Source organism: Pseudomonas crudilactis (assembly GCF_013433315.1).
Lineage (GTDB): Bacteria > Pseudomonadota > Gammaproteobacteria > Pseudomonadales > Pseudomonadaceae > Aquipseudomonas > Aquipseudomonas crudilactis.
In genome coordinates, this window is sequence record NZ_WXVV01000005.1 from 58,857 (window position 1) to 83,287 (window position 24,431).

At 59.8% G+C, this 24,431-nt stretch carries 21 protein-coding genes; 13 read left to right on the forward strand and 8 right to left on the reverse strand.

Translation table 11 applies throughout. The features are described from left to right. Positions 1-23 precede the first annotated feature (23 nt). The 4 genes from GTU76_RS07155 to GTU76_RS07170 all read right to left on the reverse strand — a co-directional run bounded on the left by GTU76_RS07155 (position 24) and on the right by GTU76_RS07170 (position 8,109). Complete coding sequence (locus tag GTU76_RS07155) at positions 24-3,521, reverse strand: calcium-binding protein (RefSeq protein WP_343057450.1); 3,498 nt, start codon at positions 3,519-3,521, stop codon at positions 24-26. Between the two features lie 118 nt (positions 3,522-3,639). Then, on the reverse strand, positions 3,640-5,403 hold the full coding sequence (locus GTU76_RS07160) for a hypothetical protein (protein WP_180698329.1): 1,764 nt from the start codon (positions 5,401-5,403) through the stop codon (positions 3,640-3,642). 636 nt (positions 5,404-6,039) lie between these two features. Further along, positions 6,040-7,356, reverse strand: a complete 1,317-nt coding sequence (locus tag GTU76_RS07165; RefSeq protein ID WP_180698330.1) for a bifunctional DedA family/phosphatase PAP2 family protein — start codon at positions 7,354-7,356, stop codon at positions 6,040-6,042. 57 nt (positions 7,357-7,413) lie between these two features. After that, on the reverse strand, positions 7,414-8,109 hold the full coding sequence (locus tag GTU76_RS07170; protein ID WP_016986114.1) for a DNA-3-methyladenine glycosylase: 696 nt from the start codon (positions 8,107-8,109) through the stop codon (positions 7,414-7,416). 177 nt (positions 8,110-8,286) lie between these two features. On the opposite strand from GTU76_RS07170, the gene GTU76_RS07175 reads away from it, so the two are divergent. From GTU76_RS07175 to GTU76_RS07235, 13 genes are all read left to right on the forward strand, one after another. Next, positions 8,287-9,558, forward strand: coding sequence for a glutamate-5-semialdehyde dehydrogenase (locus GTU76_RS07175; protein ID WP_180698331.1), 1,272 nt, complete (start codon positions 8,287-8,289; stop codon positions 9,556-9,558). Further along, on the forward strand, positions 9,527-10,249 hold the full coding sequence (nadD, locus tag GTU76_RS07180; RefSeq protein ID WP_093434574.1) for a nicotinate-nucleotide adenylyltransferase: 723 nt from the start codon (positions 9,527-9,529) through the stop codon (positions 10,247-10,249). The genes GTU76_RS07175 and nadD overlap by 32 nt, the downstream gene beginning before the upstream one ends. 72 nt (positions 10,250-10,321) lie before the next feature. Further along, complete coding sequence (gene rsfS / locus GTU76_RS07185) at positions 10,322-10,816, forward strand: ribosome silencing factor (RefSeq protein ID WP_016986117.1); 495 nt, start codon at positions 10,322-10,324, stop codon at positions 10,814-10,816. Between the two features lie 9 nt (positions 10,817-10,825). Continuing rightward, a complete protein-coding gene (gene rlmH, locus GTU76_RS07190; RefSeq protein ID WP_003185785.1) occupies positions 10,826-11,293 on the forward strand; it encodes a 23S rRNA (pseudouridine(1915)-N(3))-methyltransferase RlmH in 468 nt (155 codons plus the stop codon). Between the two features lie 10 nt (positions 11,294-11,303). Then, positions 11,304-13,199 carry a penicillin-binding protein 2 gene (gene mrdA / locus GTU76_RS07195; RefSeq protein ID WP_016986118.1) on the forward strand — a complete coding sequence of 632 codons (1,896 nt, stop codon included), beginning with the start codon at positions 11,304-11,306 and terminating at the stop codon, positions 13,197-13,199. Between the two features lie 31 nt (positions 13,200-13,230). After that, the gene (gene rodA, locus GTU76_RS07200; RefSeq protein ID WP_049802149.1) at positions 13,231-14,334 is read left to right on the forward strand and encodes a rod shape-determining protein RodA; all 1,104 of its coding nucleotides are present in this window, start codon (positions 13,231-13,233) and stop codon (positions 14,332-14,334) included. A gap of 17 nt (positions 14,335-14,351) precedes the next feature. Then, a complete protein-coding gene (gene mltB, locus GTU76_RS07205) occupies positions 14,352-15,362 on the forward strand; it encodes a lytic murein transglycosylase B (protein ID WP_180698332.1) in 1,011 nt (336 codons plus the stop codon). Next, positions 15,362-16,372 carry a septal ring lytic transglycosylase RlpA family protein gene (locus GTU76_RS07210; protein ID WP_175553131.1) on the forward strand — a complete coding sequence of 337 codons (1,011 nt, stop codon included), beginning with the start codon at positions 15,362-15,364 and terminating at the stop codon, positions 16,370-16,372. The genes mltB and GTU76_RS07210 overlap by 1 nt, the downstream gene beginning before the upstream one ends. A 187-nt stretch (positions 16,373-16,559) precedes the next feature. Further along, entirely contained in the window at positions 16,560-17,717 is a 1,158-nt protein-coding gene (locus GTU76_RS07215) for a D-alanyl-D-alanine carboxypeptidase family protein (protein WP_016986121.1), read from the forward strand. Between the two features lie 85 nt (positions 17,718-17,802). Further along, complete coding sequence (locus GTU76_RS07220; RefSeq protein ID WP_008087908.1) at positions 17,803-18,078, forward strand: DUF493 domain-containing protein; 276 nt, start codon at positions 17,803-17,805, stop codon at positions 18,076-18,078. Then, positions 18,078-18,725, forward strand: coding sequence for a lipoyl(octanoyl) transferase LipB (gene lipB / locus GTU76_RS07225; RefSeq protein WP_016986122.1), 648 nt, complete (start codon positions 18,078-18,080; stop codon positions 18,723-18,725). Before GTU76_RS07220 ends, lipB begins: the two co-directional genes overlap by 1 nt. 25 nt (positions 18,726-18,750) lie before the next feature. Then, positions 18,751-19,749 (forward strand): lipoyl synthase, encoded by a 999-nt coding sequence (gene lipA, locus GTU76_RS07230; RefSeq protein WP_180698394.1) that lies wholly within the window; start codon positions 18,751-18,753, stop codon positions 19,747-19,749. Between the two features lie 172 nt (positions 19,750-19,921). Continuing rightward, entirely contained in the window at positions 19,922-20,872 is a 951-nt protein-coding gene (locus GTU76_RS07235) for a S66 peptidase family protein (RefSeq protein WP_180698333.1), read from the forward strand. Between the two features lie 126 nt (positions 20,873-20,998). Here the strand turns inward: GTU76_RS07235 and GTU76_RS07240 are convergent, their stop codons facing one another. The 4 genes from GTU76_RS07240 to GTU76_RS07255 form a co-directional block, all read right to left on the reverse strand. Next, positions 20,999-22,321 (reverse strand): lytic murein transglycosylase, encoded by a 1,323-nt coding sequence (locus GTU76_RS07240; RefSeq protein ID WP_016986125.1) that lies wholly within the window; start codon positions 22,319-22,321, stop codon positions 20,999-21,001. 61 nt (positions 22,322-22,382) lie between these two features. After that, positions 22,383-22,547 (reverse strand): alternative ribosome rescue factor ArfA, encoded by a 165-nt coding sequence (gene arfA, locus GTU76_RS07245; RefSeq protein ID WP_016986126.1) that lies wholly within the window; start codon positions 22,545-22,547, stop codon positions 22,383-22,385. 183 nt (positions 22,548-22,730) lie between these two features. Next, positions 22,731-23,768 (reverse strand): DNA polymerase III subunit delta, encoded by a 1,038-nt coding sequence (gene holA / locus GTU76_RS07250; protein WP_016986127.1) that lies wholly within the window; start codon positions 23,766-23,768, stop codon positions 22,731-22,733. Between the two features lie 39 nt (positions 23,769-23,807). Next, positions 23,808-24,413, reverse strand: a complete 606-nt coding sequence (locus GTU76_RS07255; RefSeq protein WP_016986128.1) for an LPS-assembly lipoprotein LptE — start codon at positions 24,411-24,413, stop codon at positions 23,808-23,810. Between the last annotated feature and the right edge of the window lie 18 nt (positions 24,414-24,431).

Below are 24,431 nucleotides of genomic sequence, written 5' to 3' on the forward strand. Positions count from 1 at the left end.
GCATCAAGCAGCTTCGGTCCGGGTCAAGAGATGCTGGCCGCTGCTATGACCAGGTCTTCGGGTTTGATCCGCAAGGCCGGGTCGCTGTCGATTCCCCAGTAGTCTTTTGTCGAGTTGTAATACAGCGTGCCGTCCAGTTTCGTCGTCACGCCAAGGTTCTGGACAATGATTCTGGCGGCCAGCTCATTGCGTTGCCGGTGCAGGCGAATGTCGGCCAGCAGGCTATCGACGCTCGGATAGCTCTGTGCGTTGATCAGGTAAAGTTGCAGCACTTCAAACAGCAAGGCGACTTCATAGATGTTGCCGGAGCGGGTCACTACGCTCACCGACTCGACCGGCATGTCATCTTCTATGGTCGGCAGCTCGATCAAGGCGCTACCCACCCACAGGCGCTCGGCGTCCAGTTTGATGTCATCGCGGCTGATCGCCTCGGTCATCCGGGCGGTGAACAGATTCCAGGTCGAGGCATTGCTCGTTCTTGCTTGGGCTCCCGGAGTCATCAGGCGAATGATCATGTTGCTCGTCAGGTAGATGTCGTAGGACGAACTCGCGCCTTGGAGAACATAGATGCCGTTGTGGGATGCGGCCTCTATATCGACCCGGTTGGGTGTGGCTGGCAGCGCGATGGTGCGAGCAATCGTTGGCCGGGAAAACAGATATTCACCATGTCTTGGCTTCAGGCAGCCAGCGGCCTTGCGAATCTTGCTGCCCGGTTCCATGGCGTCCGACAGATAGGGCAGATCGGGCAGTTGCAGCCGGTAAGAAACGCCGTCCTGCATTACCACGGCAATGTCCTGTGCCAGATGAGCAGTCGTGACCTTCAGGCTGTTCTGGCCGCTGTAGCCATTGGCGTACGTCGATGTCTGGACGACGCCCTTGAGCGTCACTATTTTCTCTGGAAGCAACAGCGAGATATTGACGTCGCTGTAGTACAGGTGGGAGTTGAGCGATACGCCCGCGCGCTTCTCGACATGGTAATTGACGACCAAATCGACCATCTCGGCATCCTTGTAATCCAGATAGATGACTCTGGAGGTTTTGGGCAGGCCGGGCCCGGCAACGAATTCGACCCTGCGCGCGGTGCGTGCCACAAAATGCCGCTTCGATCCCTGCTCCGTGAGCGTGACCGTGCCGCCATTGATGATCTCGGTGGCAGCGGATTTGCCGATGACACTGATGACGACTTCAACATCCTGCGTCGGCGCCCCTTGCATCAGCGATGGCAGGGCAGGCACCAATTCATAGCCGTCCTGGGTCTTGAACAGCAATTGGCCGTTTTTCAGGTGACGTTGACCGTCGACCCATTGGTAGATGTTTTCGATAGTCAGGACATGCTCGGGGTCCTCACCGTCCCGGTCACGCAATGAACTGACGAGCAGTGAGGTGCCGACGATCTGCCAACGCTGGATCCATTCGATGGGCCAGCCCAGTTCGATGACACTCGATTGCTCACCGTCTTCAATGATCGTGGTTCTGGCTGAGGTGTCTGCGATGTAGTAGCGATCCTGGCCGAGACCTCCGTCAACACGGCAATCGGCGCCGCGGATGGCAATGGTATCGTCACCGTCACCGGCCGCGATGTGATCATTGCCATTGGCCGAAATGCGATTGGCCTCGCTGCTCCCGGTGACCAGGCTGACACCATTGCGCAATGTCGAGATGTTTTCGATCGCGCGCACGTGTGCGATCTCGATCGCAGTCGTGTTCTGGTCATGGCTGCGCAGGGCGACCTTGCCGGTCTGCAGATTGATGTCGTAACCGAGGTGGCGGGTATCAGTGACGGGGCGACGGCCTTCAAAGGCCAGGGTGTCGGAACCTTCGCCGCCATCGAGCGTGCTGATGCCGGATGGCGCTGACTGCTGATTGAGCATCTTGTCGGTGGTTTCGAAGTAAAACTCATCGGCCTTGCTGCCCCCGGTCAGGGTCTTCGCGCCCTCCCGATAGCTGAAAAAGTTAGGTTTGTCCTTGACCCCGACGACCTGGTCGTTGCCGTCATCGAGGCGCCAGAACACGCCTTTGTCATCGCCGGGCGTGCCTTTGACGCTACCCGCGAGGTTTGGCGGTATGCCGTCGCGGGCATCGATGATGTCGTCGCCGCCGATGATGACTGTTTCGCTGTCGAGCTTGAACGCTTGCTCTGCGGCGCGCTCATTCCATTGGTGACGCCAGATTTTCAAGGGTTGCAGTTCGACACTGAAGCTGCCGTTGACCACATATTCGGCAAAGTTCTTGTAGGCACCTTCCAGCAAGGCTTTGCTCGAGACCTCCCGTTGCCGGGTGTAATCACTGAATGCCTTGGAGATTTTGAAGCGGTCCAGCACTTCTTGATCCAGCTCCTGCCCGGTGAAGGCGAACCAGCCGGAGCGCAAGCGTTCATGGGCGCTCAGTTCGATGTAATCATCAATATCGTCGACCACTCGCGCGGCCTGGTAAATCATCGACCCGAGGATGAGGATGGCCGCTGCGGCCAGGCCCAGCGGGCCGGCGACGCTGCCAAAACCGGCCAGCGCCGCTGCGCCCAGCGCCAGGCTGATGCCCGCACTGGCGACACTCAGAGCGCCGGCGACGTAGTGGTCCTGTGCCTCCTTGCCGCTGCTCGCCGCGGCCGCATTGAACGAGGACACGGCATCGTTGATGTCGAATGGCAGGGTGATTGCGCTGGCAAAGAGGCCGGCACCCCGACTCAGGTATTTGCCGGCCGACGTCAGCGGGAATCGCCCAAACGCCCTCGAACCGTTTCTGAGCATCGCTTCGCCGGTTTTGGTCAGGCCGCGTTCGATGATCAGAGAGCCGAATTCGGCAGCAATCGAACTCCCCTGGTAGACGGCTTCCAGGGTGTCGCCTTTTTTGATGGCATCCATCATCGCCATGTAGCCGCTGTAAATCCCGAATGCCTGCAAGCCGACACCGGCACCACTCATCAGGTAGCTTTTGGATTTGCTGACCCAGCCCGGTGCGTTTTCAAACGAGTCGACGCGATGAATGTCCAGGGTTTGTGCCGCGTGGCTCAGTTGGTTCAGGCGATCCATTCCGCTGCCGGCGGGCAGCGGTCTGGCGCTGACGAACAGCGCCGAGGCATCGCTGGAACGTTTGCAGGCAATTTCAAAGAAGAGGGTGGCCACGACCCCGCTGTCGGCGATGTCCGCGTGTCTGACGCGCGTCTCGACCGTTGCCGAGTTGAAGTTGAGTGCATTCAGAAAGGTCTGGTCCGGTGTTTTTATGCTGGCGTTCGCCGCACTGATGACCTGCCCGTTGACCGTGGCGCCCAGGGCCTTGAGTTCCACCCGGCTCACCCAGACTTCACCGATGCGCAGGGGGCCGAAATGTTTATCGAGGGATTTGAGTGTGTGTTTTACGCCATCGCCTTCAATGAGTGTGTCTGTTGTTATGTTTGAAAGTGTGGAAGTGGCTTCAGTATTGTTGGCTGCAGGCGCATGAGTATTGGCCGAACGACTGATTGCGGTGACCTGCAGAGTGGGGCCAGGAGGTATTTCGATTGCCGGTTCTATAAGTTTTGCCACGAGTTGATCCTTTTAATGATAAGCGTTGTGCCGCCCCGGTTTCCGTACCGGTTTGAATAAAGCGTTTAACTGATTTGAATCAGGCGAAGTTGTTGCGAGTACAGGCAGTCAGGCGCATTTATTCAGGCCAGCTGATGTCATCGCCGAACTCGTCTTTATTTCCGGAAAGTTTGAGTATCGGTTTGCCCGCCGCTTGCGCGGCATCGATCAGTCGATCGTATTCATCTTGGTTGGCACGCCCTGCGTGGGTTGCCGCTTCGATGCGTTCGGCGTTTGCGCCGGCCTGTTCCTGGATGTCGTAAACGTTCGCCGCTTTGCTCAGGGTTGAATCCAGCAACCAGACGCGCTTGGCGTCCAGACCTTTTTTGGTCACGGAAATCAGGCCTTCGTGATCATCCGAGGGGAACCGGGTGGTCGGAGCGTCGAGGGCAGACGAGTTGAACAGATAGTTCACTTCATGGGGGACCACTTCCAGGCCTCGGGTGTCCAGCACATAGATAAACATTTGTGTCTGGCGCTCCCGGGTCCGTTCGTAGTTGCGTTCACGATCCATCGCGACCGGGCTTTCGGCATCCGACCAGTCGGAAGAGGCGCTGCTGTCGCTGCTGTCGCCTGCATCGCTGTCAGGGGACGCCTCGTTTGCGGCTCTGCCGGGATACTTGTTGGTCTGGCTGTTGAATCGCAGGTATTCCGGGTCCGGTGCGCTGGCATACATCTGCCCTTCCTTGAGGCTGAACGTGGCGCTCATCGGTTTGTGCGTGGAGGCTCCGGGACTGTGTGCGTAGCGGGACAGCATAGTGTCGTCATTCGCCAATTCGAACGGTGTGCGTTCATCCCCGCGAAACAGCGCCGGCACGTCGGTTCGATAAAGGCAGTTGTGCTGATTGCGCAGGTAACCCAGTTTGGCCAACAGCGCTTCGCGCAGCTCAACGGTCAAGAGACGTTCCGGGTCATACCAGTCATGGCGCGGGTGGCGTTTCAAATGCAGTTCGCTGATAGCATCCTGACTCAGCTGGTCGAGGCGATGCGGGTTGCCGATGTCTTGCGTCAGACGTTTATGCGCCGTTGCCCACGCCGGCATCGTCAGCTCGTTCTTGAGGTGCTGCTGCAAACGGGTCAACTGGCCTGGCAGCAAGTTGTATGACTGCAGGAATGTCTCGCGTTCTGTCGCGGTCATGGACGGATGCAGCCAGCGCAGTGAGCTTCCCAGCAACGCCTCAACGGCGTTCGGCAGGTCTCGTGGCTCGGCCCAGCGTGGCGGGCCGCCCGAAGCCTGGGCCTCGATCCGGAATCGCGCGATGTCCTGGCCTTCCACGGCGTACGCCTGCCATATCTGATGATCGGTCCATTGCTGCAAATGCGTGGCGGGGGCGCCAAACCCGTTGACGGGCGGGGCGACCTGGATCCATCGGGCGTATTGATCGCGGAACGCAAACAGTGTGTCGGTTCGCGTTAAGCCCGGTCTCGGTTCAAGTTCGTAATACCCCTGAGCATCCGGAGAGCGATCCGATGGCCTGTAGCGGTTCGGGTCGATGAATGTCGGCGCCTCCATCGTGCGCGGTCGTTTGGCAGCAGAGGGCTGATCGATCTGTTCGTCCGTGAATGCAGAGCGACGCCTCGGAGCAGGCTCGCCTGCGGTTTGTGCGGTCTGGCGGACACGGTTGGTGGCAATGTCGTCGGAGGTCAGGCGCCAGGTTGGCCGCCCTTCATTTTTGTAGATGATCGGGCCAAGTGCATGACGGTCTTTGAGCAGCTTCAGCCGATAGACTTTGAGTTTTTCGTCCAGATCGACATGCGCGGTGCGCAGGCCTCCGTCGTGTTCGACATCGACAAACCGGCGCCCGACGATGAAACGCCAGCCCTCATCGTTGGCGGATTGCATCCCCCGCAGGAAAGGGGCGTGTAGCCAGTATTTATCCACAGGGTGTTCGTTCGCGTGGCCGTCAATGCTCCGTGTCGGCATTTCGCTGATGTGCAACGTGGCTGGCGGGGGGGAATCGATGGCTGGATCAGTTGTCTGGAGGCGAGTGGGGTGTGTTGAAACACGGGAATCGAAAGGCCAGTGTGCACGTGTAGAAGTGAAGTCTGGCTGGCGCGCAGGTGGCGTAATGGATTCGATGGGTTGCGACGATACAGTGGGTGGTTTGCGCGGTGTTTTTGGACTCATGGATTACTCGGAGTTGATTGGGTTCATGGGTATTTAAGTTGCTGGTTGAGTACGTGTGATGTTTGTGTGTTGTATATGAAAGTTTGTCAGTGGTTATTTGATTGTTTTGGTTTTGAAGTTGTGGCGGGTTCAATGTAATTGATTTTTTGTCGGGCAGTGGGCGCGTTGTTACGATGCTGCGGTTAAATATGTAACTTGAGTTTTATAGAGTGGGGTGATGTAGGTAGTTGGAGTTATTAAGCGAGGAATACTTACCGGGAAGGTATTAAGGGGGCGTAGGTAGATCGCGCCACTCTTGTCGGAATAATCCTCAAAGAATGGCGGATAGGGGAAAGGGGCAAACAGATCTAATCAGTACGCGTATCGCAATAGTGTGTGGGGCAGGTGGCGAAACGCGAAGAAACCGAACAGTGCCACCAGTGCCGGCAAAATCAGCCACCAGACTTTGAAAGGCATTGCATTGAGGGGTCCCTGGCGCTGATTCAGCCACAGGCTTGCAGCACAGACACATGCCGCCAGCATCGCGCCGGCCAGGACATCGGTCGGCCAGTGCGCTCCCAGGTAAACCCGTGAAAGGGCAATCGCCAGGGCCGGAATGCAGCCAACCAGCAGCCAGGTCAAGCGCATGCGTGGTGGTTGACCGCGGCCAGCGAGGACGCCCAGGGTCAGGAACAACGCGAACGAACCCGAGGCATGGCCACTGGGCATGCTGAAGCTGGTAATCGGGTCGGTCAGTATTTCCGGACGAACCCTTGCGAAAAACAGCTTGGTCACCGTGTTGGCCAGCGCCGTGCACAGCAGGGTACTTGCGGCAAAAATCGCCTGACGCCACTGGCGGCACAGCAACAGCAGACCTGTCAGCAGAATGCTGAACATCAGCATGTTGCGGAACTCGCCGATCAGGGTAAAGGTGACGGCGATTTCATCCAGCAGCGGTTGGCGATGTTCCTGCACCAGCGTCATCACGCCTTGGTCGAGGGCTGTCAAATACGGATAGCCGATGAACAGACCGAGCAGAATCAACAGGCTCATGCTGCTGATCCACAGCGTCGCCCGGCGGTGACGGCGCAGGCTGCTGTTCGCGCTGAGGCCGACCATGACTGCGATGCTGGCAGCAACGATCCCGGCCTCAAGCCAGAAACCCTCCGGCAATGGCAAGCGAAACGCCGCGCCGGTGGCCCAACCGGGCAACAGATAGGCCAGGCTCCAGCCTGCGGCGGCCAACAAGCTGACGGCGGCGAAGCGCGGGAAGGGCATGTCGCACATCCCGGCGACCATTGGCAGCATCGGGCGCAGTGGGCCGATAAAGCGTCCTACCAACAGGCTGGCGATCCCATAGCGCTGGAAATAGGTTTCGGCGCCGGCCATCCATTCCGGGTGATGGCGCAGTCCCGGCAGGCGTCGGATGTTCTGGTGGAAATGTCGACCGAGAAAGTACGAGATCAAATCGCCAAGGATGCCGCCGAGGAAGCCCAGCAACAGGGTTTCACTCAACGACAGCGCGCCGCTGCCAGCCAGCGCGGCCACGGCAAACAGCAGCACCGTGCCAGGCACGATCAGCCCCGCAATCGCCAGACATTCGACAAAGGCAACAATGAATACCGCCACAGCCAGCCACTGTGGATTGGCCGCCAGCCAACCGGTCACGCTATCGAGCCATGGGCCCATACAAACAAACTCCAAGCATTGATTGACCCGTGCAGGCTCAGCCTTCGGGTATGTGTTTTACCGCAGTAAATAGTCGCGGCCTTCGACCTGACCGCGTCGCAGCGGGTTCCGCGTGCACCATTGCGCATAAGCTGAGTCGACGAAGCGGTACATCAAGTGCTCGTCACGGCCATGGGGAATGCCCAAGCGTGTGGTTTGAATGATGTGCGGCGGCGCAGGCCCGGTGTCTTCTACCAGAAGCAATTGGTGATCGAAACGTTTGGCGTCCCACATCGGTACTTTCAAACCCAGTGCTTTGCACAGCAAGGTCTGACCGGCGCAGAGCTTCTGCGACGGGCGCGGACGTCCCTGGGCATCCGGATTGTTCAGCAGCATCTGCGCCAGGCTCGCCGGGCCGCTGATTTCATCGACCCACGGATAGGCGGATTTGATCAGTACGGCATTGCCCGGCCCCTGTGCGCTGAAGTTCAGGGAGTCACCCCCGCGGGCGTAATACATATAGATGTGTCCGCCATCCAGAAACAAAGCCTTACGTTTTTCTGTATAGCCGAGGGAGGCGTGACTGCCTTTTTCTGCGCAGTAATAGGCTTCGGTTTCAATGATTCGCGCACTGAGCCACAGGTCACCGATCCGATGTCGGATGACTTTGCCGAGCAGATCGCGGGCCAGCACTTGCGCGTCACGATCGAAAAACGTGTCCGGGAGCCCCAGCGGCAGGCGTTCGGCGTGGTTGCGAACGGTCAGGTTGGACATGGCGGGCAATGTTTATCCAGGCTGAAGAGGTCGTGATGATAACAACGCACGGCTTAATTGAGCCTGAACACCGGCGAATCAGCGTTCATTTCGACCATCCGCCCGTCACCGCTGTTAGTCCCGGGACGCGACAGCTATAATCTGCCGCTTTCCTCTTTGCCAAGACCCCAGCAGACCATGACTGAGTCCGTTCTTGACTACATGACCCGATTGGGTCGCGCCGCCCGCGCAGCTTCCCGGGTCATCGGCCGTGCCAGCACCGCGCAGAAAAACCGCGCCTTGCAGGCTGCTGCCAATGCCCTGGACGCCGCGCGCGCCGAGCTTGCCGCAGCCAATGAACAGGATCTGGCCGCCGGTCGCGCCCATGGTCTGGAGCCGGCCCTGCTGGAGCGTCTGGAACTGACCCCGGCGCGCATCGACGGCATGATCGTCGGTCTGCGTCAGGTCGCTGCACTGCCAGACCCGGTCGGTGCGATCCGTGATATGAGCTTCCGTCCGTCGGGCATTCAGGTCGGCAAGATGCGCGTGCCGCTGGGCGTGATCGGAATCATCTACGAATCCCGCCCTAACGTGACCATCGATGCTGCCAGCCTGTGCCTGAAGTCCGGCAACGCGACCATCCTGCGCGGTGGCTCTGAAGCGATTCATTCCAACCGGGCGATTGCCGCCTGCATTCAGCGCGGTCTGGCCGAGGCCGAATTGCCGGCTGCCGTGGTGCAAGTGGTTGAAACCACAGACCGTGCCGCCGTTGGCGCGATGATCACCATGCCCGAGTACGTCGATGTGATCGTGCCGCGCGGTGGCCGTGGCCTGATCGAGCGCATCAGCCGCGACGCGCGCGTGCCGGTGATCAAGCACCTGGACGGTATCTGCCACGTTTACGTCAGTGCCCACGCCGATCTGCCGAAAGCTCAACGCATTGCTTTCAACGCCAAGACTTATCGCTACGGCATCTGCGGTGCGATGGAAACCTTGCTGGTCGATCAAACTGTTGCCAAGGATTTCCTGCCGTCGATGGCCGCCCAGTTCCGCGAAAAAGGCGTCGAACTGCGCGGCTGCGAGCGCACCCGGGCGATCATTGAGGCTGTTGCCGCCAGCGAAGACGACTGGAACACCGAGTACCTGGCGCCGATTCTGTCGATTCGCGTCGTCGACGGTCTGGATCAGGCTATCGAACACATCAACCATTACGGCTCCCATCACACCGATTCGATTGTCAGCGAAAACCTCGCCGATACCCGCCGCTTTGTGGCGGAAGTCGACTCGGCCTCGGTGATGATCAACACGCCGACGTGCTTTGCCGATGGATTTGAATACGGATTGGGTGCCGAGATCGGCATTTCTACTGATAAGCTGCACGCCCGCGGCCCGGTGGGTCTCGAAGGACTGACCTGCGAGAAGTACGTTGTGGTCGGTGATGGCCAGTTGCGCGGCCAGGCGACGGTTTGACTTGACCGGCCTCGACCTGACAGCGCCGCAAACCGGCAACGAGTCCCGCCCCCGGCGCATTGGCGTCCTGGGCGGCACGTTCGACCCGGTGCACATCGGCCATTTGCGCGGTGGGCTGGAAGTCGCCGAAGCGCTGGCGCTCGATGAGTTGCGCCTGATGCCGAACGCGCGGCCGCCTCATCGCGGTACGCCGCAGGTCTCGGCGCAGGATCGGCTGGCGATGGTCGAATGTGCGGTGGCCGGATTGCCGCCGCTGGTGGTGGACGCCCGCGAATTGCAGCGGGACAAACCGTCCTGGACCATTGATACCCTGGAGTCGATGCGCGCTGAAATGCCCGCCGAGACCCAGGTTTTTCTGCTTTTGGGCTGGGACGCATTTTGCGGCCTGCCCACTTGGCACCGCTGGGAAGAGTTGCTCCAGCATTGCCATATCCTGGTGCTACAGCGCCCGGACGCCGACAGCGAACCGCCGGATGCCTTGCGCAACCTGCTGGCAGCGCGTTCGGTGAGCGACCCGCTGGCCCTGAAAGGGCCGAGCGGACAGATTGCATTCGTCTGGCAGACACCGCTCGCGGTTTCCGCCACCCAGATCCGTCAACTGCTGGCCAGCGGTAAGTCGGTACGTTTCCTGGTGCCCGACGCGGTCCTGGCCTACATCGATGCGCACGGTCTGTACCGTGCGTCGAACTGAACAAGGCGTGCTTCACTGATACGAATCCACGTGTCGCCAAGCCGCCGAATATACGAGCAAAACGAGTTTTATATGACTGACAAAGACCAAACCAAAGTAAAGCGCAAAGGCACATTCAAGAGCGCCCCGCTGCCAGAACCGGTCAACACCAATGAGCCGCTGAAAGGCGACGAACTGGTCAAGCTGGCCGTGGCTGCCCTGGAAGACGTCAAGGCACAAGACATCCAGATCATCGATGTTCGCGACAAGCAGAGCATCACTGACTACATGATCATCGCCACCGGTACTTCCAACCGCCAGATCAACGCGATGCTCGACAAGGTTCGCGAAGAAGTCAAAAAGCAGGGCGCCAAGCCGCTGGGCGAAGAAGGCAAGGGCGACAGTGACTGGGTGCTGCTCGACCTGGACCTGGTGATCGTGCACATGATGACCGCCTCGGCACGTCAGTTCTACGACCTGGAACGCCTGTGGGCCGGTGCCGAGCAAAGCCGCGCGGCCGACGCCAAGCATCACAGCCCGGAAAACACCCACGAGCATTTCACCAAGCTCAACAAAGACCAGCTGTAAGGGATTGCTGTGCGACTGCGCCTGATCGCCGTCGGTTCACGCATGCCCAAGTGGGTGGAAGAAGGCTGGCATGAATATGCCAAGCGTCTTCCGTCCGAGCTGGCGCTGGAACTGGTGGAAATACCGCTCAATACCCGTGGCAAGAATGCCGACGTGGCCCGATTCATCCGCCAGGAAGGCGAAGCCATGCTGGCCAAGGTCGGGCCGAACGAGCGGATCGTCACGCTGGAAGTCCACGGCAAACCCTGGAGCACCGAGCAGCTTGCGGTCGAACTTGACCGTTGGCGGCTGGATTCGCGCACGGTCAATTTCATGGTTGGTGGCCCGGAAGGGCTGGCGCCGGAAGTCTGCGCCCGTGCCGATCAGCGCTGGTCGTTGTCGCCGCTGACGTTGCCGCACCCGTTGGTGCGGATCCTCATCGGCGAACAGTTGTATCGTGCCTGGACCGTGCTGTCCGGTCACCCTTACCACAAGTAATCCAGCCCTCATGTCTCAGCCGATCCGCATCAAGGACCACGAAAAGGACGCACGCCTGGTGCGTAGCCGCGTCGTGTTCGGGGCCATTGCGGTCATGCTGTTGATCTGTGTACTGATTGCGCGGCTGTATTACTTGCAGGTGATCCAGTACGAGTACCACTCGACACTGTCGGAGAACAACCGCGTCCACGTGCAGCCGATTCCCCCCACTCGTGGGCTGATTTTCGACCGCAATGGCGTGGTGGTGGCGGACAACCGTCCGAGCTTCAGCCTGAGCATGACCCGCGAGCGCTCCGGCGACTGGCAGCAAGTGCTCGACGTCATCGTCGAAGTGCTGGAGCTGACGCCTGAAGACCGGGTGATCTTCGAAAAGCGCATGCGCCAGGGGCGTCGGCCGTTCGAGCCGGTGCCGATCCTGTTCGAGCTGAGCGAAGAGCAGATCGCCCGGATCGCGGTGAACCAGTTCCGCCTGCCCGGCGTGGAAGTGGTTGCGCAGCTGGTTCGTCATTACCCGCAGGGCGCGCATTTTGCGCACTCGGTGGGCTACATGGGGCGGATCAACGAGAAAGAGCTGAAGACCCTCGACCCGGTCAATTACAGCGGCACCCATCACATCGGCAAAACCGGCATCGAGCGTTTCTACGAGCCGGAATTGCACGGTCAGGTCGGTTACGAAGAAGTCGAGACCAACGCCCGAGGCCGCGTGCTGCGTGTGCTCAAGCGCACCGATCCGATTCCCGGCAAGGACATCGTCCTCAGTCTGGACATCAAATTGCAGGAAGCGGCCGAGGCAGCATTGGGCGGACGTCGCGGCGCGGTCGTGGCGCTCGATCCGAAGACCGGCGAAGTGCTGGCAATGGTCAGCCAGCCGAGCTTTGACCCGAACTTGTTCGTCACCGGCATCAGCTTCAAGGCGTACGCCGAGTTACGTGATTCCATCGACCGGCCGCTGTTCAACCGCGTGCTGCGCGGTCTGTACCCGCCGGGCTCGACGATCAAACCGGCGGTGGCGATTGCTGGTCTCGATTCCGGTGTAGTGACGGCGTCGAGCCGAGTGTTCGACCCCGGCTACTACATGCTGCCCAACTACGATCACAAGTACCGTAACTGGAACCGCACCGGTGACGGCTTCGTCGACCTCGACACGGCGATCATGCGTTCCAACGACACCTACTTCTATGACCTGGCGCACAAGCTTGGCATTGATCGGTTGTCGGCTTATATGAACAAGTTCGGCATCGGCCAGAAGGTCTCGCTGGACATGTTCGAAGAATCCCCCGGCCTGATGCCGTCCCGCGAATGGAAACGGGCGACGCGCAAACAGGCGTGGTTCCCGGGCGAAACCCTGATTCTCGGGATCGGCCAGGGCTACATGCAATCGACCCCGCTGCAACTGGCTCAGGCCACCGCGCTGGTCGCCAACAAAGGCATCTGGAATCGTCCGCACCTGGCCAAATCCCTCGAAGGGGTGAAGCCGGTGGACGAGAATCCGATGCCGGACATTGTCCTGCGTGATCCGTCGGACTGGAACAAGGTCAACCACGGCATGCAGCAGGTGATGCACGGCGCGCGAGGTACTGCGCGCAAAGCAGCGATCGGCGCGCAATACCGGATTGCCGGCAAGTCGGGTACCGCTCAGGTGGTGGCGATCAAGCAGGGTGAGAAGTACGACCGTTCCAAGGTTCAGGAGCGCCACCGCGACCACGCCTTGTTCGTCGGTTTCGCTCCGGCCGATGACCCGCGCATCGTCGTATCGGTGATGGTCGAGAACGGTGAGTCCGGCTCCGGCGTTGCCGCGCCAGTGGTGCGTCAGGTCATGGACGCCTGGCTGCTCGATCAGGACGGACGTTTGAAGGCCGAATACGCCAGCCCAATCAGTGCGGAGGCTACGGCCCGTGATGAATAACTTTGATCGCATGCTCTCCAGCGAGGATGTGATGCGTCGCCGTGCGACGCTGCTGCAAAGACTGCATATCGATGGTCCGTTGCTGATCCTGCTACTGATTCTCGCTGCCGGCAGCCTGTTCGTGCTGTATTCGGCGAGCGGCAAGAGCTGGGATCTGCTGGCCAAGCAAGCCACCTCGTTCGGCATCGGTCTGGTGTCGATGATTATCATCGCCCAGTTCGAACCGCGTTTCATGGCGCGCTGGGTGCCACTTGGTTATGTGATTGGCGTGGTGCTGCTGTTGGTGGTGGACATCATGGGCCACAACGCGATGGGCGCCACCCGCTGGATCAACATCCCCGGGGTGATCCGCTTCCAGCCCTCGGAGTTCATGAAGATCCTGATGCCGGCAACCATTGCCTGGTACCTGTCCAAGCGCACGTTACCGCCACAACTCAAGCATGTCGGCATCAGCCTGATGCTGATCGGCGTGCCGTTCGCGCTGATCGTGCGCCAGCCTGACCTCGGCACTTCGCTGCTGATTCTGGCGGGCGGGGCGTTTGTGCTGTTCATGGGCGGGCTGCGCTGGCGCTGGATTCTCAGCGTACTGGCTGCGGCGATTCCAGTGTCGGTGGCCATGTGGTTTTTCATCATGCACGACTACCAGAAACAGCGAATCCTGACCTTCCTCGACCCGGAAAGTGACCCGCTGGGCACCGGCTGGAACATCATTCAGTCGAAAGCCGCGATCGGTTCTGGCGGTGTATTCGGCAAAGGCTGGCTGCTCGGCACCCAGTCGCACCTGGACTTTCTGCCGGAAAGCCACACCGACTTCATCATTGCCGTACTCGGCGAAGAGTTCGGCCTGGTGGGCATTTGCGCGCTGTTGCTGATCTACCTGCTGTTGATTGGCCGAGGGCTGGTGATTACCGCCCAGGCACAAACGCTGTTCGGCAAATTGCTCGCCGGTGCGTTGACCATGACGTTTTTTGTTTACGTTTTCGTCAACATCGGTATGGTCAGTGGCCTGTTGCCGGTCGTAGGGGTGCCGTTGCCGTTCATTAGCTACGGAGGAACTTCGCTGGTGACACTGCTGTCAGCGTTTGGGGTTTTGATGTCGATCCATACCCATCGCAAGTGGATCGCACAGGTTTGAATAAGGTGAAGAGTTCAATGCAAGTAATGCGTGGCTGGGCGACTCGATGCGCGCCGCTGGTTGGCATGATGGGCCTCCTGGGCAGCGTGCAGGAAGCGCTGGCCGGCGAATACGAAGGCTCGCCGCAGGTGGCCGAGTTCGTCGGTGAAATGACCCGCGACTATGGTTTCGCCGGTGAACAACTGATGGGTGTGTTCCGCGAGGCAGAGCGCAAGCAGTCGATTCTTGACGCCATTTCCAAACCCGCCGAACGAGTCAAGCAGTGGAAAGAATATCGCCCGATGTTCATCACTGACGCGCGCATTGCTCGTGGTGTGGACTTCTGGCGCCAGCACGAGGCGACCCTGGCCCGTGCCGAACAGGAATACGGGGTACCGGCACAAGTCATCGTGTCGATTATCGGCGTCGAGACCTTTTTCGGACGTAATACCGGTAATTTCCGGGTGATCGATGCATTGTCCACGCTCGGTTTCGACTATCCTCCCCGTGCCGAATTTTTCCGCAAGGAACTGCGTGAGTTCCTCCTGCTGGCCCGTGAAGAACAGGTCGACCCACTGACCCTGAAAGGCTCGTACGCCGGGGCGATGGGCTTGCCGCAGTTCATGCCGAGCAGCTTTCGTGCCTACGCGGTGGATTTCGACGGGGACGGCCACATCAATATCTGGAACAACCCGGATGATGCGATCGGCAGCGTCGCCAGTTACTTCAAGCGTCACGGCTGGGTCGCGGGTGAGCCGGTGGTCAGCCGCGCCGATGTGCGTGGCGAGCAGGTCGATGAAGGCCTGACCACCGGCATCGAGCCGACAAAGACCGTCGCAGAGTTGCGAGCGCTGGGCTGGTCAAGTCATGATGAGCTGCGCGATGATATGCCGGTTACTGCATTTCGCCTCGAAGGCGACAACGGCCCTGAATACTGGATGGGCCTGAAGAATTTTTACGCGATCACGCGTTATAACCGCAGCGTGATGTACGCCATGGCCGTACATCAACTGTCTGAACAGCTGGTACAAGCACGGGGCGTCAAGTAATGCGGGCATTGCCTAACAATAAACCCCTGAAGCTGGTGGCTTTCGCTGCGTTGGCGGTGTTGGTTGCCAGTTGTTCGACCAGTCGTTCGCCGACTCAGAAAACCACGAATACCGCCGTGCGGGCGCAGCCGGGCCTGGACATCAACCGTGCACACAAAGATGGCGCGCCGTGGTGGGACGTCGATGTTTCGCGCATCCCCGATGCCACACCGACCCTGCACACCGGTCCGTACAAGGCCAACCCGTATACCGTACTGGGCAAAACCTACTTCCCGTTGCAGGAATCCAAGACCTACGTCGCCTCCGGCACTGCGTCCTGGTACGGCACCAAGTTTCACGGTCAGAACACCGCCAATGGCGAGGTCTATGACCTGTACGGCATGAGTGCCGCCCACAAGACATTGCCACTGCCAAGTTACGTTCGGGTGACCAACCTGGATAACAACCGCACAGTGATCCTGCGGGTCAACGACCGTGGGCCGTTCTATTCCGATCGCATCATCGACTTGTCGTACGCCGCCGCGAAAAAACTCGGTTACGCCGAAACCGGCACCGCGCGGGTCAAGGTTGAAGGCATCGATCCGCAGCAGTATTGGGCTGCCAAGGGGCGTCCTGCACCGCTGATGCTCAACGAGCCGCAAGTCGCACAAAACAGCGCTCCGGTGATCACGGCATCGGCGGGCACCGTCGAGCAATGGACGCCGCCACCGCAACAACACGCCTCTGACACCGTCCCCGTGCCGATGAGTGCAAAAAAAAACGCTTCTGCAACAGCAACTGGCCAGTATCTGCAGGTGGGCGCGTTCGCCAACCCGGACGCTGCAGAACTCCTGAGGTCGAAGCTCAGCGGGATGGTGAGCGCTCCAGTGTTCATCAGCTCGATCGTGCGCAATCAGCAGACTCTGCATCGGGTACGTCTGGGGCCGATCGGCTCACCGGGTGAAATCGCTCAGGTGCAGAACAGCGTGCGCCTGGCCAACCTTGGCTCGCCAAGTGTGGTCACCGAGTAATACGTAGAACTTGATTGACGGTTCACTTGCGGTATTGGGGGGTGAACCAGGTTGTTGGCTCGTCGAAGAACAAAAGCCCGGCAAGGGTGACTGGAGTGAGCAACTGAACACGCGATGGCTCGTTAGAAAGTCATCTGATTAAATTTTGTCCGCAAGGACAGTTTCCATTAGCGATTTCGAGAGACGGATGAACATCACCACCTTTGCCAAACGCCTGTGTCTGCTAGTCCCGCTGCTCCTCTCGCCAGCCGCCTTCGCGGCCGAGATGATGCCGTCGCCACCGCAACTGGCTGCTAAAGCCTACGTACTCATGGATGCCGCCAGCGGCAACGTGCTGGTAGAAAACAACGGTGACCAGCGTCTGCCACCGGCCAGTCTGACCAAGCTGATGACCGCGTACATTGCGACGCTGGAAATCCGTCGTGGCCAGATCGGTGAAAACGATCCGGTGACCGTCAGCGAAAACGCCTGGCGTACCGGTGGTTCGCGGATGTTCATCAAGGTTGGCTCGCAGGTGACTGTCAGCGACCTGCTGCACGGCATCATCATCCAGTCCGGCAACGACGCCAGCGTGGCCCTGTCCGAGCACATCGCCGGTAGCGAAGATGCGTTCGCCGATCTGATGAACAAGACTGTCACCGATCTGGGCATGACCAACACCCACTTCATGAACCCGACCGGTCTGCCGAACCCTGAGCACTATTCGTCGGCTCACGACATGGCGATCCTGGCGCGCGCGATCATCCACGAAGACCCGGCTCACTACGCGATCTACTCGCAGAAAGAGTTCTTCTGGAACGGTATCAAGCAACCAAACCGCAACCTGCTGCTGTGGCGTGACAAGACCGTTGACGGTCTGAAAACCGGTCACACCGACGAAGCCGGCTACTGCATGGTGTCCTCGGCTGTACGTGATGGCCAGCGCCTGATCGCCGTGGTGTTCGGCACCAACAGCGAAGTGGCTCGCGCCGCTGAAACCCAGAAGCTGCTGACCTACGGTTTCCGCTTCTTCGAAACCCAGACCTTCTATCAGAAGGGCACCGAGCTGGCTCAGGCTCCGGTGTGGAAAGGCACCACCAATCAAGTCAAGGCCGGCCTGGCTGAAGACCTGACCATGACCCTGCCGAAAGGCCAGCTGAAGAAGCTCGCTGCGAGCATGACCATGAACCCGCAACTGACCGCGCCAATCGCCAAGGGCGACGTGATCGGTAAAGTCGAAGTCAAACTGGAAGACAAGGTGGTGCACAGCGCTGACCTGATCGCTCTGGATGGCGTCGAGGAGGGTGGTATCTTCCGCCGCATGTGGGATAGCATCCGTCTATTCTTCTACGGCTTGTTCAACTGATTTGTGTTGACCTGCATGGCCCCGCCCCGATCCGGTGCGGGGCCATGCGCGTTATCACGGCTTGCGCTCAAGAGGCCGTTACGCCATGACCGATACCGAAGTAAAGGCGCCAAAGATCGAATTTCCCCAGGTTGATTATCCGGTTAAGGTAATCAGCGATACGGGTGTAGGTCACAAAGACAAGATTATCGAGATCGTGAAGAAATTCGCGAAGATCAACGATGAGCGTGTCGACGAACGTTCGAGCAGCAACGGCAAATACACCACGATTCAGTTGCACATCGTCGCGACCGATCAGGATCAGCTGTACAACATCAACAGCGAACTGCGGGCGACCGGTTTCGTACACATGGTGTTGTGATGCCGGGCACGCTGGGCTTTCGCGAACTTGGCCAGATGGCTTACGAGCCGGTCTGGCATGCCATGCAACGTTTCACCAATGAACGCGGCAGCAATGCCGCCGACGAAATCTGGCTGGTCGAGCACCCTCCGGTGTTCACCCAGGGCCAGGCCGGCAAGGCCGAACATCTGCTGCTGCCGGGTGATATCCCGGTGGTACAGGTCGATCGCGGCGGCCAGGTGACCTATCATGGTCCCGGCCAGTTGGTGGCCTACCTGCTGCTGGACGTGCGCAAGCTGGGTTTCGGCGTACGTGATCTGGTCACGCGCATGGAACAGTGCCTGATCGAACTGCTGGCCAGCTACGGCGTGACCGCGGCGGCCAAGCCAGATGCTCCCGGCGTGTACGTCAATGGAGCGAAAATCGCTTCTCTGGGTTTGCGGATTCGCCACGGTTGTTCCTTTCATGGCCTGGCCCTGAACGTGGATATGAACCTGGAACCGTTTCGACGGATTAATCCCTGCGGCTATGCCGGGCTGGCGATGACCCAGCTGAGCGAGCACGCAGGATCGATTGAATTTGCCGAGGTAAGTGCCCGGCTGCGCGCGCAGCTCGTCAAACACCTCGACTATGCTGAGCAGACGACCCTGACGGGCGGAATCGACTGATATGACTACTGATGCAGTGCAAACCATGATCCCGACGCTCGACGTGACCGAGCGCCCGGCCCCGCGTCCCAAGGTAGAAGCCGGCGTCAAGCTGCGCGGCGCCGAGAAGGTTGCACGCATCCCGGTAAAGATCATTCCGACCACCGAACTGCCGAAGAAGCCTGACTGGATTCGTGTACGCATCCCGGTTTCCCCGGAAGTCGACCGCATCAAGAGCCTGCTGCGCAAGCACAAGCTGCACAGCGTCTGTGAAGAAGCCTCCTGCCCGAACCTCGGCGAATGCTTCTCCGGCGGCACCGCGACCTTCATGATCATGGGCGACATCTGCACCCGTCGCTGCCCGTTCTGCGACGTTGGTCATGGTCGTCCGAAGCCACTGGACGTCAACGAGCCGGAAAGCCTGGCCATCGCCATCGCCGACCTCAAGCTCAAGTACGTGGTGATCACCTCGGTTGACCGCGACGACCTGCGTGACGGCGGTGCCCAGCACTTTGCCGACTGCATCCGCGAAATCCGCAAGCTGTCGCCGAACGTGCAGCTCGAGACCCTGGTCCCGGACTTCCGTGGCCGTATGGACGTCGCGCTGGAAATCACCGCCGCCGAGCCGCCGGATGTGTTCAACCACAACCTGGAAACCGTGCCGCGCCTGTACAAGGCTGCGCGTCCGGGTTCGGACTACCAGTGGTCGCTGACCCTGCTGCAACGCTTCAAGCAGATGATGCCGCACATTCCGACCAAGTCCGGCCTGATGCTGGGTCTGGGCGAGACCGACGAAGAAGTCATCGAAGTCATGAAGCGCATGCGCGAACACGACATCGACATGCTGACCCTTGGCCAGTATCTGCAACCGTCGCGCAGTCACTTGCCGGTGCAGCGTTTTGTGCACCCGGACACCTTCGCCTGGTTCGCCGAGGAGGGTTACAAGATGGGCTTCAAAAATGTTGCCTCGGGCCCGCTGGTGCGCTCTTCGTATCACGCCGATGAGCAAGCGAAGCTGGTCAAGGCTGAGCTGCTGGGTTCCTGATCCGGCGCTGAATCAAAAAATGCCCGCCGAGGTTTTAACGCCCGGCGGGCATTTTTTTGCCCGTCTTACATTAACTGCTGATTTTTCCTGCAACCTGCGGCGTGGCCGACCCTCTTCTGTTTGCCGCCGTTCCTGACTACTGTGTGTGCATGACTCACAGGGAGATCCAAGGATGACCGTTCGACCGACCCACACACTTTGTCCGCACAGAACCGTGCCCGCGCTGCCCTCGGAAGGGGTGATCGGCGTCATTGCGCCTGCGGGCCCCGGGGCCCTGGACACCGAGAAAGCGCTGCAATGGATGCGCGCCCGTGGTTATGGGCTGAAGGTGTTTCCCGGTGTCTATGAAAAGGACGGCTATCTGGCCGGCAGTGACGATGTGCGCCTGCGTGACCTGCATGCGGCGTTCGCCGATCCCGAGGTCGATGCAATCATTTGCCTGCGCGGCGGCTACGGAACGCCGCGATTGCTTGACCGGATCGACTACGATCTGCTCAGCCGCCATGCCAAGCCCTTCGTTGGCTACAGCGATATCACCGCGCTGCACCTGGCCATCAGTCGTTATGCCGGGTTCGTGACCTTTCACGGGCCGCTGCTCAACGCCGACTTGTTGGGCGACAAGGAGCCGCCGACCGTTACTTCGTTCTTCGCCATGCTGCGCGGTCAATTGAAGGCGGGGAGTGTGCTGAGCCATCCAGTTGCGTATCCGTTGACCACGGTCGAGCCCGGTATCGCCCACGGGCGCTTGCTCGGCGGTAATCTGGCAATGATCGCCGCAACCTTGGGCACGCCTTATGAAATTGATGTCGAAGGGGTGATTCTGCTCATCGAGGATATCAACGAACCGCTGTATCGCATCGACCGGTTGCTGACTCAGATGCGTCTGGCCGGCAAGCTGGCGAGGTTGCGCGGGGTGTTGGTCGGGGACGTTGCCGGTGTCGATGTCGATGCATTGAACAGCTTGCTCAAGCAGACCTTTGAACCGTTGCGGATCCCGGTGCTTTCGGGGTGGCGTAGCGGGCATTGTGATCCGAACCTGACATTGCCGATGGGCGCGTTGGTGCGGCTGGATGCCGGGAAGAAGGAATTGATGCTGGAGCAGGATGTGGTGATCAAGGCTTAAAGGTTTATTGCCTGATAGTCAGTCTTCGCGAGCAGGCTCGCTCCCACATGGGTTCTGTAAACGACAGAGATCCAATGTGGGAGCGAGCCTGCTCGCGAAAGCGGTATACGCCATACGACAATCGTTCTACTGAGTACGCAGGCTTTCCAGCAACTTGTGCGTCGGATAGCCGTCAGCCGGCCAGCCAAGCGACTGCTGCGCACTGCGAATCGCCTTACGGGTATTGGCGCCGATAATCCCATCCGCGGTGCCAGCATCGTAATTGCGCGCACTCAGCAGGGTCTGCAATTCCATGCGCTCGGTACGGCTCAATGGCAGATCATCTTTTGGCCAGCTACCGCTGATCAAGCCCCCGCCATTGAAGCGCTCGGAGAGCAAACTCACGGCCAATGCGTAGGACGAAGAATTGTTGTACTTGAGGATCGCCCGGAAGTTATCGAGGATCAGAAACGCCGGACCACGATAACCCGCCGGCAACAGCAGGGCGGCGGAGAGTTGATCGGATCCCGCCGCGACTTGGCCGCTGTTCGGCAGAATCACTCCCAGTTGCCGCCATTCGGCGACGCTTTTGCGAGTGGCACCGTCAGCCAGCGTGTAGTTGAAGTCACCCGGCAATTGCACCTCGAATCCCCAAGGCTGCCCACGTTGCCAGCCGGAGCTCTGCAGATAATGCGCAGTCGATGCCAGTGCGTCGGCGGGGCTGCCCCAGATATCGCGGCGGCCATCGCCGTCGAAGTCCACGGCGTGAGTGTTGTAGGTGGTCGGAATGAACTGGGTCTGCCCCATTGCGCCGGCCCACGAGCCAAGCATTTTCTCCGGTGTGATATCGCCCTGTTGCAGAATCTGCAGGGCTGCGATCAGTTGTGCGTGGGCAAAGCCCGGGCGACGGCCTTCATAGGCGAGGGTCGCCAGCGAGTTGATCACCGACTTGCTGCCCTGGACCTGACCGAAGTTGCTTTCCATACCCCACACCGACACCAGCGTCTGCCGGTCGACGCCATAGCGCTGTTCGATGCTTTGCAGGACATCGGCGTATTGATCGATCAGTGCCTGGCCCTTACGCACCCGCAGCGGTGATAGAGCGCCGTCGAGGTATTCCCAGACCGGGCGCGAGAATTCCGGCTGACTGCGGTCGGCACGAATCACGCTGGCGTCGAAACTGACATTGGCAAACGCGCGATCGAACAGATCAGGACGAATCCCGGCGGCCAGCGCATCCTTGCGGAAACTCGCCTGCCATTCGGCAAAGGTCTGAGTCGGCTGAAGATCAAGAGGGTCGGTGGACGGCACTACCGGCGGGATAATCGCTGGGGCCGTGGCAACCGGGGTGGCTTGAAGCGTTTGCGCGTCGGCGGCGGTGGGTTTTTCCGCGCAGGCGACCAGCAGAATGAAACTTGTGGCTGCGATCAATTGGCGAACAGGCCAACGATGGGAAAGACTAAAGGGCATGCACAGGTCCAGGGGATACGAATCAGGTGCAGACCTTAACATGACCGGGGGGTACTGCGCTTCAAGCAGCCAGAAAGTAAGAAGCCTCCCAGCTGTCAGACTGGAAGGCTTCGCGGCGGTAGCTGCCTTTACCCTTGGTTGGTCGTTCCTGGCGACTGCGGAACAGGGGCTGGGCGACAATGGATTTGGCCTTGTTGGGGCCATGTTTCGATGGCTTTTTGCTCATGAGGATTCTCTCGAGTGAGTGAGTTTCGCGGGGGAAATAATCTGCCGATGTCGGGCGTCTGTCCAGTTCCTGTTGTGTGGGAATGTTTTGACGCTTTCGCGAGCAAGCTCGCTCCCACATTTGGAATGCATTTCAATGTGGGAGCGAGTTTGCTCGCGAATGGCTGTTATGCGGTAGAGCAGGTTATTCGGCGGGGAGTGTCAAACGCTGGCCGGACATCAACAATGCCAAGCGACTCAGGCTCATCCACGGCGAACCGGCAGCCTGGCCTTTGATCTGCGCGTCGATCCGCTGTGCTTCGAGCAGCAACTGCGCCCAGCGTTGCGCCGAGTAGCGCTGCAGGGCTTTGCTCATCAGTGGTTTGCGCTTGTCCCAAACTGGCGGTTTGGCCTGACTGAAGCACTTGTCCAGCGGCGTGCCCTGACTGTATTGCAACGAGATGTTGGCCAACAGCCGCAACTCCCGAGCCAGCGCCCAGAGAATCACCGGTGGTTCGACTCCTTCACCGCGCAAGCCTTCCAGCATGCGCAATGCGTGAGCCGGCTCGCCGTTGAGCACCGCATCGGTCAAGCCAAACACATCGAAGCGCGCGCTGTCGGCTACGGCAGCCTGCACGGTTTCAACGGTGATCTGGCCACCTTCGGCCATCAGCTTGAGCTTTTCGATTTCTTGCGCGGCAGCGAGCAGGTTGCCCTCGACACGCGCAGCAATCAATTCGACCGCGTCCTGGCTGGCCGACAGGCCGGCTTGCGACAGACGCTGACGTATCCAGCTCGGCAACTGATTGGCGTCCACCGGCCAGATCTGGATGAACTGGGTTTGCTGGCCTTCGACCAGCGCCTTGCCCCACTTGGTCTTCTGCGCGCTGCCATCGAGCTTGGGCAAGCTGATCAGCAGCACCGTGTCTTCAGCAGGACGCGAGCAGTATTCGATGAATGCAGCAGCGCCCTTGTCACCGGGTTTACCCGAGGGCAGACGCAGTTCCAACAGACGCTTTTCAGCAAACAACGACATGCTGGCACCGGCCTGCAACAACGTGCCCCAATCGAAATTGGCGTCGGCGGCAAAGACCTGGCGTTCGTCAAAACCTTGCTGGCGCGCAGCACTGCGAATGGCGTCGGCAGCTTCCTGGCACAGCAGCGGGTCATCGCCGCTGATGATGTAGACCGGCGCCAGAGCGCCTTGCAGGTGTTTACCGAGTTGGGCGGGAGCGAGCTTCATAAGAAACGTCGAACGGGGCGCCTGAGCGCCCCGAACGTCTTACTGCTGCGGTATTTCGAGCGGCGACTGACGCGGGGTTTCCGCTTCAGCCTTTTGCGCTGCTTGCAGCGCATCGGCTTCAGCCCTGGCGCGGTCATTGGCGGCTTGCTGCAACTGTTGCAGTTGGCCCGGAGTCAGCTGCTGCAGACGCAGCATCATGCGCTGAACCAGCTCGCGGCGGGTTTCATTACGTGCATCGTTGGCTTCCTGGTCGGAACCGACGAGGTTATTGCCGTCGTGAATGAACACCTTTTGCACTTCAAGCTTGTCACTCAGCAGTGGCAGGTTCTTGTCGCCGCGGATGTCGTAGTTCAGGACGGTCGTGACCTGATACTCACCCGTGCGACCGGCGCCTGCGTAACTGAGGATGCGCTGGCTTTCCTGCTCGTCAGCCAGGTACAGCTTGTACGGAGCGCCGCTGTACACCTTGACGCCGCTCGACTCCAGCACCTGGCGCAGTTGCGTGACAGTCTCGCCGTAGGCGTTACGGGCGCTCAGGTCGAGCTCCTTGATCGCCAGTTCGGTGGTGCCGGTGCCGCGCAGCTGGAAACCACAGGCGCTCAAAAGGACGGCAAGGCCCATCACCAGCAGATTGCGTTTGATCATTGTGTTGCTCCCCTTGAA